The organism is Belnapia sp. F-4-1 (assembly GCF_000802185.1).
Classification (GTDB): domain Bacteria; phylum Pseudomonadota; class Alphaproteobacteria; order Acetobacterales; family Acetobacteraceae; genus Belnapia.
In genome coordinates, this window is record NZ_KN676113.1 from 3,444,725 (window position 1) to 3,462,330 (window position 17,606).

Below are 17,606 nucleotides of genomic sequence, written 5' to 3' on the forward strand. Positions count from 1 at the left end.
GTTGTTTCCTCCCGGTTTATCCGGAAAGGCTACACCCCCCGCAGCCGCTCCCGCAGTTCGAATTTCTGGATCTTGCCCGTCGAGGTCTTCGGCAGCGCCCCGAAGCTCACCCGCTTCGGGCATTTGAAATGCGCCAGCCGCTCGCGGCACCAGGCGATCACCTCCGCCTCCGTGGGCGGCTCGGCCCCCGGCCGCGGCGTGACGAAGGCATGCGGCACCTCTCCCCATTTAGGGTCAGGAGCCGCGACGACGGCCGCCTCCATGATCGCCGGATGCGCGTAGAGCACCTCCTCCACCTCCAGCGTCGAGATATTCTCCCCGCCCGAGATGACGATGTCCTTCGCCCGGTCCTTCACCTCGATATAGCCGTCAGGATGCATCACCCCGAGATCGCCGGTATGGAACCACCCCCCGGCGAAGGCCTCGCGGTTGGCCTCCGGGTTGCGGAGGTAACCCTTCATCACCGTATTACCGCGCAGCATCACCTCGCCGAGCGTCCGCCCGTCCGTCGGCACCGGCCGCATCGAGGCCGCGTCGATCACCGCTGCCTCCTCCAGCATCGGGTGGTTGACGCCCTGCCGCGCCATGAAGGCGGCCTTCTCGCCGAGCGGCATGTCCTCCAGCCCCGGCTGCCACAGGCAGATCGTCGCCGGCCCGTAGCACTCCGTCAGCCCGTAGAGATGGGTGACGGCGAAGCCCATCCCCTCCATCCCGGCGATGACGGGCGAGGGCGGCGCCGCCCCACCCGTGGCGATGGCCACCTTCCCCGGCAGTGCCCGCTTCACCACCTCCGGCGCATGAATCAGCATGGTCAGCACCACGGGCGCGGCGCACATATGCGTCACCCCATGCTCCGCGATGGCGGCGAAGATCGCCCCCGGCTCCACCTTGCGCAGGCACACATGCGTCCCACCCTGCAAGGTGACGGCCCAGGTATAGGTCCAGCCATTGCAGTGGAACATCGGCAGCGTCCAGAGATAGACGCTCCGCGGCGTCAGCTCGAAGGCCAGCGCATTCGCCGTCGCGTTCAGGTAGGCGCCGCGGTGGTGCGCGACGACACCTTTCGGATTGCCCGTCGTGCCCGAGGTGTAGGAGAGGCTGATCGCTTCCCACTCATCCTCCGGCATGCGGATCGGCTCCGCCGCGTCTCCCGTCGCCAGGAAATCCTCGTACTCGGCCTCCCCGAGCGCCTCGCCATCGGGCGCCTCGCTGTCGGCGATATCGATGACGGTCACGCCCTCCGGCACCGCCCCCCGCGCGACACGGGTGAACTCCCGGTCCACCATCAGCAGCTTCGCCCCGGAATGCCGCAGGATGAAGCCGATGGCAGCGGTATCCAGCCGGATGTTGATCGTCAGCAGCACCGCGCCCGCCATCGGCACGCCGTAATGCGCCTCCAGCATCTCCGGCGTGTTCGGCGCCAGCACTGCGACGACATCGCCCGTGCCGACCCCCTTCCGCCTCAGCGCCGAGGCCAGCCGCCGGCACCGCTCCGCCATCTCCGCGTAGGTGGTCCGCCGCGCCCCATGGATGACGGCGACCCTGCCGGGATAGACCCGCGCCGCCCGCAGCAGGAAGGAGACCGGCGAGAGTGGCACATGATTGGCCGCCAGCCTCGGCAGGTCATGGTCATCCACGATCCGCCCCCCACTTGAAGAAATCCTTTCCCTGCCGCCTGAGGAAATTCGCCAGCACCATGCGATGCACCTCGCTCGCCCCATCGACGAGCCGCGCCTGTCGCGCATAGCGGTACATCCACTCGACGGGCGTATCCTTCGAATATCCCCGCGCGCCCAGCAATTGCAGCGAGGTATCCACCGCCTTGTGCAGCGCATCCGCGACGACGACCTTCGCCATCGAGATTTCCTTCCGCGCCAGGCTCCCTTGGTCAAGCAGCCAGGCCGCGCGCATGGTCAGCAGCCGCCCGATATCCAGCTCCATCGCCGCCTGCCCGACGAGCTGCTGCACCGCCTCCTTCTCCACGAGCTTGCTGCCGAAGCTGCTACGCTGCTCGATATGCGCCATGGCGATCTCGAGCGCCCGCCGCCCCATCCCCGTCCAGCGCATGCAATGGGTAAGACGGGCCGGCCCGAGCCTGATCTGGGTGACGCGCAACCCGTCGCCCACCCCCATCAGCACGTTCTCATCGGCCACTTCGAGCCCGTCGAATTCTAGCTCGCAATGCCCGCCATGCTCCTCCGGCCCCATGATCGGAATGCGCCGCACGATCCGCCACCCCGGCTGGTCGGCATGGAACAGGAAGGCGGTCAGCCCCGTCCTGTCGTCATCCGAGGTCCGCGCCATCAGGATGAAATGCTTCGAGGTCTCGGCGCCGGTGATGTAGTGCTTCCGCCCGCTGATCACCCAGCGGTCATTCCCCCGCCGCTCGGCCTTGGTGTAGGTCATCGACGGATCGCTGCCGCAGCCATCCGGTTCCGTCATGGCGAAGCTCGACTGCACCTTGCCGTCGATGATCGGCTGCAGCCACCGCTCCTTCTGCGCCTCGGTGCCGACCATGTTGAGCACGCGCATGTTGCCGTCATCCGGCGCCGCGCCATGGAACACCACCGGCCCGAAGATGCTGCGGTTCATCTCCTCGTAGAAGGCGGCGATGGCGGTCATCGGGAAGCCGCCGCCGCCCCGCTCCTTCGGCAGGTTGAGCGCCCAGAGCCCCTCCGCCTTCGCCTCCGCCCGCAGCCGCTCCAGCAGCGGCTTGTTGATATTCTCATGCTCGTCATAGCTGGCGGGGTCGGCCTCCAGCGGGATGATCTTCTGCTCGACGAATTCGCGGATGCGCGCGCGGGTCGCCTCGACCTCGGGAGACAGGCTGAAATCCATCGTTGCTGATCCTACAGAGCGTTGACCGAATGCCCGCCATCGACGACCAGCGTGGCGCCCGTCATATGGCCCCCCGCCTTCGATGCGAGCAGAAGAAGTGGCCCGGTGAGGTCATCCGGCGCGCCGAGCCTCCGCTGCGGCACCCGCTTCACCACCGCCTGGCCCGCCTCGGAGGCGAAGAATTCCCGGTTGATCGGCGTCTCGACATAGCCCGGACAGAGCGCATTCACCCGGATGCCATACCGCGCCCATTCCACGGCGAGCTGCTTCGTTAGCTGCACCAGCCCCGCCTTGGAGGCCGTATAGCCGGCTACCCCTTGCAGGATGCGCAAGCCCCCGATGGAGGCGATGTTGACGATCGCCCCGCCGCGCTTCGCCGCCACCAGCCGCCGCCCCGCCTCCGTGGCGACGAGGAAGCAGCCGCGCAGGTTGACCTCCACCACGCCGTCCCAATCCTCGGCCGTCTGCTGCAGGGCGGGCTTCGAGACCGCGATCCCCGCATTGTTGACCAGCACGTCCGGCGCCACGCCGAAGGCTCGCTCGGCGGCATCGAAACAGGCGGCGACGCTCTCCGGCCGCGCCACATCGAGCGGCACCGCCACGGCCCCCGCGCCCAACTCCCCGGCCAGCGCCTCCAGCGCCTCCACCCGGCGCGCCGCCAGCACCACCCTGGCCCCCGCCGCATGCAGCACCCGGGCGAAATGCGCCCCGAGCGCGCCCGAGGCACCCGTCACCAGCGCCACCGAGCCCGTGAGCCCGAACAACCTCTGCGGATCGACCATTCCGTTCCTCCCGCTTGCCGCCAGTTGACCATCGCGGCAGGGCAGGGGGCAAGCCGCCGCCTCAGGCGGTGGCGACCTCCGCCTCGATCGCCGCGAGGAGCCGCGCCGGGAAATGCCTGGGGATGCCCTGGCCGATCAGCACGATCCGCGTCCGCCGTTCGTCCCCCGGCCATTCCGCCAGCCACTCGGGCGGATGCACCAGATGTTGCACCGCATGCACCACCATCGGCCGAGCCGGCTCCTCGGCCAGCGCCACCAGCCCCTTCAGCCGCAGCAGCTTCGCCCCAGCATGTTCCGCCAACGCCTGCATCCAGAGGGTGAGGGCGAGGGCCGCCACCGGCGCCTCCCGCTCGATGACGATGCTGCCCACCCCCTCGCTATGCCGGGCCTCCGCATCCGTGGGCACCACCGGCTCGCCCGGCGCGAAGAGCCATCCCGGCTCCACTGCGCCCCGCTCCGCCGCCCGGACAGGGAGCCCCGGCTGCAGCCTTCGCACCGCGGCCTCAGCCGCCGCCGCATCGCCGAGATCGGGCTTCGTCACCAACACCCGGTCCGCCAGCATCACCTGCCGCCGTGCCTCCGGATGCCGCCCAAGCACCGCTGGCCCCAGCACTGCATCCACCAGCGTCACCACTGACAGCAGCCGGTGCGTCTCGGCGACCGGCGCCTCCGTCATCAGCGCATGGAGGATCGGCGCCGGATCGGCGAGGCCCGAGGTCTCCACCAGCACCCGCCTATAGGCCGGCACCTCGCCCGCCGCCCGCTTGCGCCGCAGCTCCATCAGCGTCGTGCCGAGATCGGTCCGCACCAGGCAGCAGAGGCAGCCGGTCGAGACATTGACCAGCACCTCCTCGCTCGCCGCCAGCAGCTCGTGGTCGATCGCCACCTCGCCGAACTCGTTGACGATGACGGCGCTGTCGGCCCAGGCCGGATCGGCGAGCACCCGCCGCAGCAGCGTCGTCTTCCCCGCCCCGAGAAAGCCCGTAACGACGGAAACGGGGATCAAGCCCCCGCCACCCTGAGCCTGCGCGCCTCGCCCTCGCCGGCGCCGACGGCATTGCGCACCCCCCGCAGCAGCCCGGAGACGGAGGTGCAGGGCCGCCTATGCCCCGCCCGCTCGATCCACCAGCGGATCGGCAACTCGTCCTTGCTGGCCGCCGCGACGCGAAGCCCGGCCAGCACCACGCCCCCTCCGTCCACGCCGACGCGCCCCGGCACCTCCCACAGCGCCAGTGCGTCGGAGAGCAGGTCGCGCAGCTCCGGCGGCGTCACAGCGCCGCGCCGGCCCTGATCTCGTTGGGGATACTGCGCGAAATCCACTCGCCCCCACGCTCGTCGCCGACCCAACGGTCGCCCTCCACGACGATCTTGCCGCGCAGGATGGTCATCGCCGGCCAAGCATCCACCTGCCGGCCCTCCCAGGGGCTGTAGTCACTTTCGTGCATCGCCTCGGCCCGCACCTCGCGCTTCAACGCCGGATCGAGGATGCAAAGATCCGCATCCGCCCCCGGCGCGATGCAGCCCTTGCGCGGATACATCCCCATGATGCGCGCCGCATTGGTCGAGACCGCATCGACGAACTGCCGCAGCGTGAAGCCCCGCTTCCCCACCATCTCGGAATACATCACCGCCACCCGCGGCTCGACACCCGAATTCCCCCCCGTGGTATCGTCGATCCGCTTCCCCTGCGTCTTCACCGCCAGCGAGCAGCACAGCTCATCCGTGGCGACGCAGTTGATCGTCCCGTCCATCGCCCCGCGCCACAGCTCGTCCTGGTCGGCCTGTGACTTCAGCGAAGGGTAGGTGTGATACATCTGCCCATTCGGCCGCTTGTAGTCCTCCTGCGTGTAGAGCATGTACTGGTGCAGGCTCTCGCCATAGGCCGGCTGGTTGCGCGCCCGCGCCTCGCGGATCGCTCTGACGCCGTCACCAGCCGAGACATGCAGCATGTAGAGCGCCGTCCCCGGCACCTTCTCGGCCAGCCGCAGCACCCGGCGGAAGGAGAGATCCTCCGACAGCGTGTTGTGCACCTCCGCCATGTTCTCGAAGCCGGCGCGGCCCTCGCGGAACAGCTTGGCATACATGTGCATGACGATGTCGTTGTCCTCGGCATGGATGACGCCGAGCCCGCCCTTCCGCGCCAGCACCTGGAAGACTTCCCAGATATCGCCGAAATCCACCATCCGCCCCTTGCGGCTCGGGGTAATGTCGGTGGTGAAGATCTTCACCGAGGCATGCCCCGCCTCGATCGCCTCGCCGAGCTGCCCCGGCACCTCCGGCGGCAGATCGCCCTCCACCATGGTGTGCAGCGCCCAGTCGCAGGCGCAGCCATCCGCCCGCCAGTCGGCCATCCGCGCCTCGATCGCGCCCTGCACGCTTTGCCCATGCGTCCAGCGGGTGAAGTCGATGATCGTCGTCGTCCCGCCGAACAGCGCAGCCTTGCCGACGACGGACGGCCCCTGCGTCAGCGTCGGCGTCCCGTCCGGCACCACGACCGGCCAGAGGCAATGCGTGTGTGGGTCGATGCCGCCCGGCATGATGATCTTCCCCGTAGCATCCACCCGGCGCACACCCTCCGGCACGGGGAAGCCGCCGCGCTCGGCGACGGCAACCACCTTGCCGCCACCGATCGCCACATCGGCGGGCCCGATCGCATGCGGCGTGACGACGCAGTCCCCACTGACGACAAGATCGATCATCCGCCTACTCCCTCGCTGCCGAATGCCTTGGCCCGCCGCTCCTGGTAGTGCGGCACCACATCCGGGTTGATGACCCGCGGCGGCAGCCGCCCCTCCGCCGCATCGGCGAAGGCCAGCGCTGCGATGCGGGTGATGTTCGCCCGGCTCTCCTGCGTCACGCCGGCCGTGTGCTGGGTCAGGATGACGTTGTCCATCTGCAGCAGCGGATGCGAGGGGGAGGGAGGCTCCTGCGCCCAGACATCGAGCCCGGCCCCGGCCAGGTGCCCGGAGGCCAGCGCCTCCGCTAGCGCCGGCTCGTCATGGATGTGCCCCCGTGCCGTGGTGACGAAGATCGCACCCGGCTTCATCCGCCCGAAGCTCGCCGCGTCCATCATCCCGCGGCTCTCGGGCGAGAGCGGCAGATGCAGGCTGACGACGTCGCTCTCCGCCAGCAGCTCATCCATCTCCACCTTGCGAGCGCCACGCGCCGCCACCGTCGCCGCATCCAGATTGGGGTCGCAGGCCAGCACGGTGCAGCCGAAGGCCAGCCGCACGATCTCGGCGACGCGCGTCCCGACATGCCCGATGCCGACCAGCCCCACGACCCGCCCGCGCAGTTCCCGCCCCATCAGCGCCTCGCGGCTCTGCGCCCGCCTGGCCCGTATGGCCGCCTGCGCCTCCGGCATCCGCTTCAGCAGCGAGAGCATCATGCCGACTGCATGCTCGGCGACGCCCTCTGCATTGCCGCCCGCCTGGTTGACCAGCAGCACCCCCGCCCGCGTGCAGGCCAGCGGATCGACCGTGTCGTATCCAGCCCCCGTGCTGCCCACCATCAGCAGCCCCGGCAGCTCCGCCAACAACGCATCGGTCACATGGAACCGCCGCGGCAGCTCATCCCGCGAGGCCATGCAGTAATACCCGTCCACATCCCGCAGCGCCGCCAGCACCGCCTCCTCCGGCTGGTCGAGCGGAATCCGCACCACTTCCAGCGCCGCGCACCCGGCGGCGGTGTCGAGGAAGGCCCGGTGCGGCAGATGCGACAGGTAGCCGACTCGAAAGCGGCGCATGACGTTCCTCTCGATGATGCTTGCCCCGGTTGTATCCCCCGCCGCCCCGCGCGAAAACCCGCCCTCTGACATTCCAGGGGCAGGCCACGTGACATTCGAGATGACCATCGTGGTGCTCGGCGGCGCGCTGGCCGGTTTCATCCAGGGCGTATCCGGCTTCGCCTTTGGCCTGGTGGCGATGGCCTTCTGGTCCTGGGCGCTGGAGCCCGCCATCGCCGGCCCGCTGGTCGTCTTCTGCTCGCTCATCGGTCAGGCGATGGGCATGCGGATGCTGAAGCTCGCCGCCATCCCCCGCGCCATCCCCTTCATCCTCGGCGGCCTGCCCGGCGTGCCGGTTGGCGTCTGGCTGCTGCCGATGGTCGACCCGCGCCTCTTCCAGGCCGGGCTCGGCGCCCTGCTGATCCTCTGGTGCCCGGCGATGCTGCTCGCCGCGCGCCTGCCGCGCGTCACCTTCGGCGGCCCGGCGGCGGATGGCGTGGCCGGCTTCCTCGGCGGCATCATGGGCGGCCTCGGCGGCCTGCCCGGCCCGATCCCGACCCTCTGGTGCGTCCTCCGCGGCTGGGATCGCGCGACCCAACGCAGCGTCTTCCAGCTCGTCTTCCTGACGATGCACACGATGACCATGGCCGGCTACCTGCTGACCGGCACCGTCTCCGTCCGCGCCGCCTGGCTCTTCCCGGTGATGCTGCCGATCGTCATCGCCGCGGCGCTGCTCGGCGCCGCCGCCTATCGCCGGCTCGGCGATGTCGGCTTCCAGCGGATCGTCCTCGGCCTGCTGGCGGCCTCCGGAGCGGCGCTGCTGGCGTCGAGCTTGCCCAAGCTGCTCGGTTGAGGAGGGCGCTGCCCTCCTCAAGCTCCTCCCGCCAGGGGCCGAAAGGCCCTTAGAGCCCCTGAGTCAGGCCGGCACCGCCACCGCGCCTTGCATCAATCGCCTTTGCGTGCGGAACACCACGGCGCTTTCCGCATGCCATCTGCCATCCCGCCGCTCCACCTCGGCACCGACCGTCAGCATCCCCGAAGGATGCGCCACCCGGATCTCCTCCGGCCGCTTGCCCCGCCCCGCCAGCGCGTGCGGGATGCTTCCCTCCACCCGGCAGGCGACGGCCAGCCCCATCGCCCCCGTCATCGGCACCGCCCGGTGCGGCCGCTCCATCGACAGCATCCGCACCGTCACCTCATGCGAGCGGGGATCGAGCACAGCCCCATCCAAGGCCCTCGCCGCGAGCGGCCCGGCAACGAGGGCAATGCGCGGCGCCGCCAGCCCCACCCCCTCGGGCGCATCGGCCAGCCCCATGGCGACCCCCGCCACCCGCCGGATGCGGTCCAGCAAAGCCATGAGGTCCGCCCGCGCCTCGATCTCCTCCGGGCTCTCCCCGCCCGTCATTCCGACATCCCGCGCATCGATGAAGGCCGCCGGATTTCCCGCATCGACGAGCGTCGCCCGGATGGAGCCGAACCCCTCCACCTCCAGCACATCGGCGACGCGCCCGGTCGGCAGCAGCCCCGCCGTCTGCGTTCCTCCCGGTGCCAGGAAGTCGAGCCTGATCCGCGCCCCGGTCCCCGCGACGCCGGCGATGGCGAAATCCCCCCGCACCTCCGCCCTGCCGTCCCGTACCGGAAACCGTGCATGGATGATCTTCCGCGTGTTGACCTGATGGATGCGCACCAGCGCCTCCCCATCCGTCACCCGCACCAGCCCCTCATCGAGCGCGAAGGGCCCAACGGCCGCCGAGAGGTTTCCGCAATTCCCCTTCCAGTCCACGACCGGCTTGTCCACCGCCACCTGCGCGAAGGTGTAATCGACATCCGCCTCCGGATGCGTCGGCGGCCCGATGATGACCGCCTTGGAGAGCGAGGAAATCCCGCCCCCCATCCCGTCCAGCTGCCGCCCATAGGGATCGGGGCTCCCCAGCACCGCCAGCAGGATCGGATCGATCTCTCCCCTGTCCGCCGGCAGGTCCCGCGCATGGAAGAACACGCCCTTCGACGACCCGCCGCGAATGAAGGTCGCCGGGATGAAGCGTTGGGTCATGCCGCCACCTGCTGCCTGGACTGCAACACCCCCCACACCTTCTCCGCCGTCACCGGCATGTCGATATGCCCAACGCCCAGCGCATCGCAGACTGCCGAGACTATTGCAGGCGGCGCCCCGCAGGACCCGCCTTCGCCCGCGCCCTTCACGCCCAGATCGTTGTTCGGGCAGGGCACCACGTGGAAGCCAAGCTCGAATTCCGGCGCATCGCTCGCCCTCGGCATGCAGTAGTCCTGGAAGCTCGCGCTGAGGAACTGCCCACTTTCCCGGTCATAGACCGCATGCTCCAGCAACGCTTGCCCGATGCCGCTCATGATCCCGCCATGCGACTGGCCATGCACCAGCATGGGGTTGATGACGTTGCCCACATCGTCGACGGCCGCATAGCGCACCAGCGCGACCTGCCCCGTCTCCGGGTCGATCTCCACCTCCGCCACATGGCAGCCATTGGGGAAGTTGCACTCGGTGTTCCGCGTGTAGAGCAGCGCCTCGTCGAGCCCTGCCGCCTCGCCCTCCGGCGGCCGCTGCGCCAGCTCGTAGACGCGGTCCCAGCCGACGCGCAGGTCGGTCCCGGCGACGCGGAACACGCCCCGCTCGAACTCCACGTCATCGACCGCGGCTTCAAGCAGGTGCGCCGCCAGCCTTCGCCCCTTGGCGATCACCAGCTCCGAGGCGCGGGCGACGGCGACGCCCCCCATCTGCGAGCTGCGCGACCCGCCCGTGCCGTTCCCCGCCTCGACGACATCCGTGTCGCCCTGCACCAGCCGCACCTTGTCGAACCCGATGCCGAGCTTCTCGTGCAGCACCTGCGCATAGGCCGTCTCGTGCCCCTGCCCATGGCTGAAGGTGCCGACGGTGACGGATACTCCGCCATCCGCCTCGAACCGCACCCGCGCCCACTCGCTCGGCTGCCCGCCCGAAGCCTCGATGAAATAGCCGAGCCCAATGCCCCTGAGCTTCCCCCGCGCCCCCGCCTCGGCCCTGCGCGCCGCGAACCCATCCCAATCCGCCAGCGCCATCGCCCGCGCCTGGGTCTCGGCGAAGAGCCCGCTGTCGATCGCATTGCCGACCACGTTGACGTAAGGGATCTGCTCCGGCCGGATGTAGTTCCGCCGCCGGATTTCCTCCCGCCCGATGCCCAGCTCCGCCGCCCCGAGGTCGAGCAGCCGCTCCAGCACATAGGCCTGCTCCGGCCGCCCCGCGCCGCGATAGGCATCGGTCGGCGAGGTGTTGGTGAAAACGCAGCTCACCTGCGCGTTCAGCGCCTGGATGTCATAGACCGTGCCCATGATCCGCCCGCCCGCGACGGTCGGCACGCGTGGCCCGAAATCCTGCAGATAGGCCCCCATCGCCGCGAAGGTGCGAATGGCGACCCCCGTGATCCGGCCTTCCTCATCGAACCCCATCCGCGCCCGCGTCACATGGTCCCGCCCGTGCGGATCGCAGAGGAAGGTCTCGCTCCGGTCGCTGACCCATTTCACCGGCCGCCCGACACGCTTGGCCGCCCACAACACCATCCCGCTCTCCGGATGGATCTTCCCGCGCAGTCCGAACCCCCCGCCCACATCCGGCGAGACGACCCGCACCCGATCCTTCGGCACCTTGAGGATCAGCCGCGCCAGCCCGTCCTGCACCCGCATCACGCCCTGGGTCGGCGAGTGCAGCGTGTACCGCCCCGTCGCCGCCTCGTACTCGCCGATGGCGACCCGCGGCTCCATCGGGTTGCCGACCAGGCGGTTGTTCACCAGCTCGATCGAGACCGTCCGCGCCGCTCGCGCCAGCCCCGCCTCGGCCTCCGCCTCGCGCCCGCTGTCCCAGAGCACACAGAGATTGCTGCCATTCTCCTCCCAGAGCAGCGGCGCCCCCGGCTCCAGCGCCGCCCCGGTCTCGGTGACGCTCGCCAGGCCCTCGTATTCCACCTCGATCAGCTCGGCCGCGTCCTGCGCCTGCTTCCGCGTCTCCGCGACGACCAGCGCCACCGGGTCGCCGACGAAGCGCACCTTTTGCGTCTGCAGGATCTCCCGCGGCGTCGAGAAGAGCTTGCTCCCGCCCTTGCCCGGCACCTCCACCATCACCGGGAAGTGCCCGATGCCATCCTTCGCCGCATCCAGCCCGGTCAGTACCGTGACCACGCCGGGGGCGGATAACGCCTCCACCGTATCGATCGAGACGATCCGCGCATGGGCATGGGGCGAACGCAGGACATAGGCATGCGCCTGCCCCGGCCGGTCGATATCGGCCGTATAGGTTCCCTGCCCGGTCAGCAGGCGGACGTCTTCCTTCCGCCGCACCGGCTGCCCGATCCCGAACTTGTCCATGGACGCGCGCCCTCCCTGGCCCGCCAGCAAAGCCCTGCCACCCCCGCCCTGTCGAGAGGGGGGTAGCGCCCGCGCCCGATCCGGGGCACCAATCGAGGCAAGGGAGAACGTCCATGCCCAGCCTCCAATTCCCGCTCCGGGACACGCCCGCCGAGGCGCCCGCCCTCCGTGCCGAGCTTCGCGCCTTCCTCGCCGAGGCCGGCCGCGACTGGTCGCCCATGGTTCCCGCCTATTCCTGGATGGGCTTCGACCGCGAGTTCTCGCGCGAGGTCGGCCAGCGCGGCTGGATCGGCATGACTTGGCCGAAAACCTACGGGGGAGGGGAGCGCACCGCCCTCGAACGCTACGTCGTGCTCGAGGAGATGCTGGCCGTCGGCGCCCCCGTCGGCGCCCACTGGATCGGCGACCGGCAATCCGGCCCCCTCATCCTTCGCCTCGGCACCGAGGAGCAGCGCCGCGAATTCCTCCCCCGCATCGTCCGCGGCGAGCTCGCCTTCGCCATCGGCCTCTCGGAGCCCGACAGCGGCTCCGACCTCGCCAGCCTCCGCACCAAGGCGGAGAAGGTCCCGGGCGGTTGGAAGGTCAACGGCCGCAAGGTCTGGACCAGCAGCGCCCATCGCTGCGACTTCATGATCGCGCTCCTTCGTACCGCCCCGGCGCCTGACGCGCGCGCGAAGCACCAGGGCCTCAGCCAGTTCCTGGTCGATCTCCGCAGCTCCGGCCTTTCCATCCGCCCGATCCTCGACCTCGTCGGCCAGGACGGCTTCAACGAGATCACCTTCGACGACGTCTTCGTTCCTGATTCGATGCTGGTCGGCCAGGAAGGCAATGGATGGGAACAGGCGACCGCCGAGCTCGCCTTTGAACGCGCCGGACCGGAGCGCTACCTCTCTTCCCTCCCGTTGCTGACCGAGGCCCTCGACGACCTCCGCGCCGAACCCGCCGCCCCCGAGGCCGTCGGCCGGCTGCTGGCCCGCGCCGCCACCCTCCGCCAGATGTCCCTCTCCGTCGCCGGCATGCTGCAGGAGGGCCATACCCCCGCCCGCGAGGCCGCCCTGGTGAAGGATGCCGGCAACGACTTCGAGCAAGCCCTGCCCGAGAGGATCCGCGCCCTGGTCGACCCGGCCCGCACGCCGCCGCAGGTGATCGAGATGCTCGGCCTGATGACCATGGTCGCCCGCAGCTACAGCCTGCGCGGCGGCACCCGCGAAATCCTGCGTGGCATCATCGCCCGCCAGCTGGGGCTCCGCTGACATGAGCGACATCCGCGACATGCTGGTCGAGCAGGTCAGCCGCCTGCTTGCCGACCGCTCAGACCCCGCCACCCTCCGCGCCGCCGAGGCCGACACCTGGCCCGAAGCGCTCTGGTCGGAAGCCGAAGCCCTCGGCCTCCCGCTGGCCCTCGTCCCCGAGGAGCAGGGCGGCGTCGGCCTCGGCTGGGGCGACGCCGCGGCACTTTGGCAGGTGATGGGCCGCCACGCCGCCCCCATCCCGCTCGGCGAGAGCATGGCCGCCGCCGCCTTGCTGGCCGCCGCCGGCATCGCGCCCCCCACCGGCTTCATCGCCCTCGGCCTCCCTGGCGAGGCCGTCGCCTGGGGCCGCCGCGCCACCCACCTCGCCCTCGCCCCCGGCGGCGAGATCTCGCTCCATGCCCCCACGGACTGGCAGCAGGGCAGGGGCCTCATCGCCCGCGAACCCGCCGACCAGCCGGTCCTCGGCACGGCCTTGGCTGAAGGCCGCCTCCCCGCCGCCTACGGCCCCGACGCCGCCCTCCTCGCGGGCGCTCTGCTGAACGCCGCCCGCATCGCCGGCGCGCTGGAGGCGGTGCTCGACATGACGGTCGACTACGCCAACACCCGCAAGCAGTTCGGCCGCCCCATCGGCGGCTTCCAGGCCGTGCAGCAGCTCCTTGCCCGCTGCGCCGGCGAGGTGGCGGCCGCCGGCGTCGCCGTCGCCAATGCCGGCCGCGCCGCCGACCGCCGCGGCCTGGCCGGTGCCGAATTCGAGATCGCCGCCGCCAAGATCGTGGCCGGCGAGGCCGGGGGCACCGGCGCCGAGATCGTCCACCAGGTCCATGCCGCCATCGGCTTCACCGACGAGCACCCGCTGCACCTCTATACCCGCCGCATCTGGTCCTGGCGCGACGGCGCCGGGCCGGAGCGGCTCTGGGCCCGCCGCATCGGCGACGCCGCACTCGCAAGAGGCGGTGCGCATCTCTGGGCCGACCTCACCAGCCGCGACGAGGAACCCGCCGCATGACCGACTACGTGAAGTACGAGCAGGATGGCCCGATCATCACCCTGACCCTCAACGCGCCCGAGAAGCGCAACGCCATCTCCACCTTCGCCGATTGCGACGACGTCGTCGCCGCCGTCCACCGCATCAACCGCGACCGCTCGGTGCGTGCCGTCATCCTCACCGGCGCCGGCACCGCCTTCTGCGCCGGCGGCGACCTCAAGGCCATGCGCGACCGCCGCGGCATCCTCGAGGGCAGCCATGCCGATGTGCGCGAGAATTACCGCCGCGGCGTCCAGGCCATGGCCAATGCCCTCTATGATTGCGACGCCCCGACCATCGCCGCGGTGAACGGCCCGGCCATCGGCCTCGGCCTCGATGTCGCCTGCATGTGCGACATCCGCATCGCCTCGGACAAGGCGAGCTTCGCCGAAAGCTTCGTCAAGGTCGGCATCGTCCCCGGCGATGGCGGCGCCTGGCTGCTGCCGCGCGTCGTCGGCATGTCCGTCGCAGCCGAGATGAGCTTCACCGGCGATCTGCTGAGCCCGCAGGAGGCGAAGGAGGTCCGCCTCGTCTCCAAGGTCGTCCCGCATGAGGAGCTCATGGCCGCCGCCGGCGCGCTCGCCGCCCGCATCGCCGCCAACCCGCCCGAGATGGTGCGGATGACCAAGAAGCTGCTGCGCGAGGGCCAGCATACCCGCCTCTCGACGCTGCTGGAGATGTCCGCCGCCTTCCAGGCCCTCGCCCACACGACGGAGGACCACAAGGAAGCCGTCAACGCCATGCTGGAGAAGCGCAAGCCGACCTTCACCGGACGCTGACCGGGGAGGCGCCTATCCTTGGGGCGCCTACCTCTCCTGCGGGGGCCGCATCGCCCGGTCCATCAGCTCCAGCGCCTCGCCCTGCACCCGCTCCATCAGCCGGGCGAGCTCCTCCGCGGTCTCCAGCCCGAGCCGGCGCGCCTGGTCCAGCATGGCCAGCATCGCCTCCGCCTGATCCGACCCGGCCCCCGCCGCCGCCACCCGCCGTGCCGCCTCGGACATCTCCTCGAAAGTGCGCCGGCTGGCGGCTGCCTGTTGCTCGGCCGCGCTGCGCAGCCAGCCGAGCGCCAGCCGGTTCGCCGCCGCCATCACCTCCAGCCCGTGCCGATGCAACGCCATCAGGTCCGGCGGCTCCGGAACCAGGGGCTGGAAGCCCCGCCGCGCCGATCCCTCCATGGCCGACCTCTTTTTTACGTTCCCGCACCAAGGCAAGCTTGCCGGAAACCGCCCGCCCCGCGCCAGCCTGAAATGAACGGCCGGCTGCCCGCCCGCGTTGTCCCCGCATCACCGGACCGAGGCGTGCCAGCATGACCCATCTCGCCGAGATGCTCCGCAACCAGCCGCACCAGCCCTCGGCGCTGGCCGCGATCGAGAGCTGCATCGCCGCCTGCTACGACTGCGCCCAGAGCTGCACCATCTGCGCTGATGCCTGCATGGCGGAGACGGACCCGGCGATGCTGCTTTATTGCATCCGCCTCGACCTCGACTGCGCCGACCTCTGCACCGCGACCGGTCGCATCGTCTCCCGCATGACGAAGCCGAACCGTGCGCTGACCGAGGCGGCGCTCGAGGCCTGCATCATCGCCTGCGGTGCCTGCGCCGACGAATGCCGCGAGCATGCCGAGATGCACGCCCATTGCCGCATCTGCGCCGAGGCCTGCGACGCCTGCGCCGAGGCCTGCCAGTCCCTTCTCGATGCCATGAAGTAGGAGGCCCATGCCATGGCGAAGCAATCCAAGCCCCAGCGCGAAACCATCGAGCGCGTGATGCGCGAGTTCAAGGAGGGCGACCTGGAAACCAGCCGCGGCGCACCCGTGCGCTCGCAGCGTCAGGCCGTCGCCATCGCGCTCCACGAGGCCGGCGCCTCGCGCGACGAGACCCCCGCCCGCAACCGCCGCAACCTCCGCCACACCGAGGCCCGCGAGCAGGACAGCGGCCAGACCAAATCCGAGTTGATGGCCGAGGCCCGCCGCCGCAACATCCCCGGCCGCTCCCGCATGGACAAGCCCGCCCTGGTCCGCGCCCTCAACGCGCATTAGCCGCCGCGCGGCGGAGGGTGTAGCCTCGGGCGGAGACGAGGAGATCCCGACCATGCCCGAGGCCAAGATCGCCCCCAACCTGCCGCAATGGATGCTGGACCACATCCACCGCTACCTTTCGAGCGGCGGCACCGACGGCCACATGTACACGGTCACGCCCCCCGGCTATGCCGAGATGACCGTCCCCGCCCTGCTGCTGACGACCACCGGCCGCAAGTCCGGCGAGCGCTTCATCTTCCCACTCTTTTACGGCAAGGTCGGCGAGGGCTATGTCATCGTTGCCTCCAAGGGCGGCGCCCCGGAGCATCCCGGCTGGTACAAGAACCTCGTCGCCAACCCGGAGGTCGAGGTCCAGGTCGGCACGCTGAAGACCAAGGCTCGCGCCCGCACCGTCTCCGGCGAGGAGCGCGCCCGGCTGTGGAAGCAGGCCCTCGAATTCTGGCCACCCTATGCCGACTACGAGAAGAAGACCGACCGCGAAATCCCGGTCGTCATGCTCGACCCCATCGCGTAACCGGTGGGGAGGCGCCTAGCGCCTCCCTTCCACGATCCCCTGCGCCACCACCAGCTCGGCGATCTGCACGGCATTCAGCGCCGCCCCCTTCCGCAGGTTGTCGCTGACGCACCAGAAGGCGAGCCCATGCGGCACCGTCGGGTCGCGCCGCAACCGGCTGACGAAGACCGCATCCTCCCCCGCCGCATCGATCGGCGTGACGTAGCCGCCATCCTCCCGCTTGTCGACGAGCTGCACCCCTGGCGCATCCCGCAGCGCCTCGGTCGCCTGCTCGACGGAGATCGGCACCTCGAACTCCACATGCACCGCCTCGGCATGGCCGACGAAGACCGGCACGCGCACGCAGGTGGCGATGACGGCGATGTCCGGATCGAGGATCTTCCGCGTCTCCACCGTCATCTTCCATTCCTCCTTCGTCTCCCCATCCTCCTGGAAGACGTCGATATGCGGGATGACGTTGAAGGCGATCGGCTTGGTGAACTGCTCCGGCACCGTCGCATCGTTCACGTAGATGGCGCGGGTCTGGTTGAACAGCTCGTCCATCCCCTCCTTCCCCGCGCCGCTCACCGACTGGTAGGTCGAGACGACGACGCGGCGGATGCGCGCGATGTCGTGCAGCGGCTTCAGCGCCACCACCATCTGGATCGTCGAGCAATTCGGGTTGGCGATGATGCCGCGCTTTCCGAGGCGCTTGAGCGCCTGCGGATTGACCTCCGGCACCACCAGCGGCACGTCGTGCTCCATGCGGAACCGGCTGGTATTGTCGATCACCAGGCACCCCGCGGCGGCAGCCCTTGGCGCATGCACCGCCGAGATCGCCGCGCCCGGCGAGAACAGCGCGATATCCGTCCCCTTGAAGTCGAAGCTCTCGAGGCTCCTGACCTTCAGCACCGACTTCTCGCCGAAGGACACTTCCGCCCCCACCGAGCGCGCCGAGGCCAGCGCCACCACCTCGCGGACGGGGAAGTCCCGCTCCGCCAGGGTCTTCAAGATCTCGCGCCCCACGGCTCCGGTGGCGCCGACGACCGCGACCCTGTAGCTCATGCCCTGCTCCTTGCATCC

18 protein-coding genes are annotated in these 17,606 nt (G+C 70.2%); 7 read left to right on the forward strand and 11 right to left on the reverse strand.

Features of this window, described 5'->3' with window-relative positions; translation table 11 throughout:
- Positions 1-29 precede the first annotated feature (29 nt).
- The 7 genes from LH62_RS16310 to LH62_RS16340 form a co-directional block, all read right to left on the reverse strand.
- Positions 30-1,637, reverse strand: coding sequence for an acyl-CoA synthetase (locus LH62_RS16310; protein WP_236552563.1), 1,608 nt, complete (start codon positions 1,635-1,637; stop codon positions 30-32).
- Complete coding sequence (locus LH62_RS16315; protein ID WP_043363010.1) at positions 1,630-2,838, reverse strand: acyl-CoA dehydrogenase family protein; 1,209 nt, start codon at positions 2,836-2,838, stop codon at positions 1,630-1,632. The genes LH62_RS16310 and LH62_RS16315 overlap by 8 nt, the downstream gene beginning before the upstream one ends.
- 11 nt (positions 2,839-2,849) lie before the next feature.
- Complete coding sequence (locus LH62_RS16320) at positions 2,850-3,620, reverse strand: SDR family NAD(P)-dependent oxidoreductase (RefSeq protein WP_043363013.1); 771 nt, start codon at positions 3,618-3,620, stop codon at positions 2,850-2,852.
- A gap of 61 nt (positions 3,621-3,681) precedes the next feature.
- Entirely contained in the window at positions 3,682-4,626 is a 945-nt protein-coding gene (locus LH62_RS16325; RefSeq protein WP_052214582.1) for a GTP-binding protein, read from the reverse strand.
- A complete protein-coding gene (locus LH62_RS16330) occupies positions 4,623-4,892 on the reverse strand; it encodes a hypothetical protein (protein WP_043363015.1) in 270 nt (89 codons plus the stop codon). The genes LH62_RS16325 and LH62_RS16330 overlap by 4 nt, the downstream gene beginning before the upstream one ends.
- A complete protein-coding gene (locus tag LH62_RS16335) occupies positions 4,889-6,319 on the reverse strand; it encodes an amidohydrolase family protein (RefSeq protein ID WP_043363017.1) in 1,431 nt (476 codons plus the stop codon). The genes LH62_RS16330 and LH62_RS16335 overlap by 4 nt, the downstream gene beginning before the upstream one ends.
- Positions 6,316-7,365 (reverse strand): NAD(P)-dependent oxidoreductase, encoded by a 1,050-nt coding sequence (locus LH62_RS16340; protein ID WP_043363019.1) that lies wholly within the window; start codon positions 7,363-7,365, stop codon positions 6,316-6,318. The genes LH62_RS16335 and LH62_RS16340 overlap by 4 nt, the downstream gene beginning before the upstream one ends.
- Before the next feature lie 88 nt (positions 7,366-7,453).
- Between LH62_RS16340 and LH62_RS16345 the strand changes: the two genes are divergently transcribed.
- Positions 7,454-8,197: a sulfite exporter TauE/SafE family protein gene (locus LH62_RS16345; protein WP_201445515.1), complete on the forward strand. Its 744-nt coding sequence runs from the start codon at positions 7,454-7,456 to the stop codon at positions 8,195-8,197.
- Between the two features lie 63 nt (positions 8,198-8,260).
- Here the strand turns inward: LH62_RS16345 and LH62_RS16350 are convergent, their stop codons facing one another.
- Together LH62_RS16350 and LH62_RS16355 are read right to left on the reverse strand one after the other, a co-directional pair.
- Positions 8,261-9,397: a 2-methylaconitate cis-trans isomerase PrpF family protein gene (locus tag LH62_RS16350; RefSeq protein WP_043363022.1), complete on the reverse strand. Its 1,137-nt coding sequence runs from the start codon at positions 9,395-9,397 to the stop codon at positions 8,261-8,263.
- Entirely contained in the window at positions 9,394-11,715 is a 2,322-nt protein-coding gene (locus LH62_RS16355; protein ID WP_043363025.1) for a xanthine dehydrogenase family protein molybdopterin-binding subunit, read from the reverse strand. The genes LH62_RS16350 and LH62_RS16355 overlap by 4 nt, the downstream gene beginning before the upstream one ends.
- A 113-nt stretch (positions 11,716-11,828) precedes the next feature.
- Between LH62_RS16355 and LH62_RS16360 the strand changes: the two genes are divergently transcribed.
- The 3 genes from LH62_RS16360 to LH62_RS16370 are packed head-to-tail and all read left to right on the forward strand — an operon-like array spanning position 11,829 to position 14,771.
- The gene (locus LH62_RS16360; protein WP_043363027.1) at positions 11,829-12,968 is read left to right on the forward strand and encodes an acyl-CoA dehydrogenase family protein; all 1,140 of its coding nucleotides are present in this window, start codon (positions 11,829-11,831) and stop codon (positions 12,966-12,968) included.
- Between the two features lies 1 nt (position 12,969).
- Entirely contained in the window at positions 12,970-13,974 is a 1,005-nt protein-coding gene (locus LH62_RS16365) for an acyl-CoA dehydrogenase family protein (RefSeq protein WP_043363030.1), read from the forward strand.
- Positions 13,971-14,771: a crotonase/enoyl-CoA hydratase family protein gene (locus LH62_RS16370; protein WP_043363032.1), complete on the forward strand. Its 801-nt coding sequence runs from the start codon at positions 13,971-13,973 to the stop codon at positions 14,769-14,771. The genes LH62_RS16365 and LH62_RS16370 overlap by 4 nt, the downstream gene beginning before the upstream one ends.
- 27 nt (positions 14,772-14,798) lie before the next feature.
- Here the strand turns inward: LH62_RS16370 and LH62_RS16375 are convergent, their stop codons facing one another.
- Positions 14,799-15,167, reverse strand: coding sequence for a phasin family protein (locus LH62_RS16375; protein WP_043363035.1), 369 nt, complete (start codon positions 15,165-15,167; stop codon positions 14,799-14,801).
- 131 nt (positions 15,168-15,298) lie between these two features.
- Between LH62_RS16375 and LH62_RS16380 the strand changes: the two genes are divergently transcribed.
- From LH62_RS16380 to LH62_RS16390, 3 genes are read left to right on the forward strand one after another with little or no spacing between them, the layout of a single operon-like run.
- Positions 15,299-15,700, forward strand: a complete 402-nt coding sequence (locus LH62_RS16380) for a ferredoxin (protein WP_043363038.1) — start codon at positions 15,299-15,301, stop codon at positions 15,698-15,700.
- Between the two features lie 12 nt (positions 15,701-15,712).
- Positions 15,713-16,030, forward strand: a complete 318-nt coding sequence (locus LH62_RS16385) for a DUF6496 domain-containing protein (RefSeq protein WP_043363040.1) — start codon at positions 15,713-15,715, stop codon at positions 16,028-16,030.
- A gap of 52 nt (positions 16,031-16,082) precedes the next feature.
- Complete coding sequence (locus tag LH62_RS16390; RefSeq protein ID WP_201445516.1) at positions 16,083-16,544, forward strand: nitroreductase family deazaflavin-dependent oxidoreductase; 462 nt, start codon at positions 16,083-16,085, stop codon at positions 16,542-16,544.
- Between the two features lie 15 nt (positions 16,545-16,559).
- On the opposite strand, the gene LH62_RS16395 is transcribed toward LH62_RS16390, so the two are convergent.
- Complete coding sequence (locus tag LH62_RS16395) at positions 16,560-17,588, reverse strand: aspartate-semialdehyde dehydrogenase (protein WP_043363042.1); 1,029 nt, start codon at positions 17,586-17,588, stop codon at positions 16,560-16,562.
- Between the last annotated feature and the right edge of the window lie 18 nt (positions 17,589-17,606).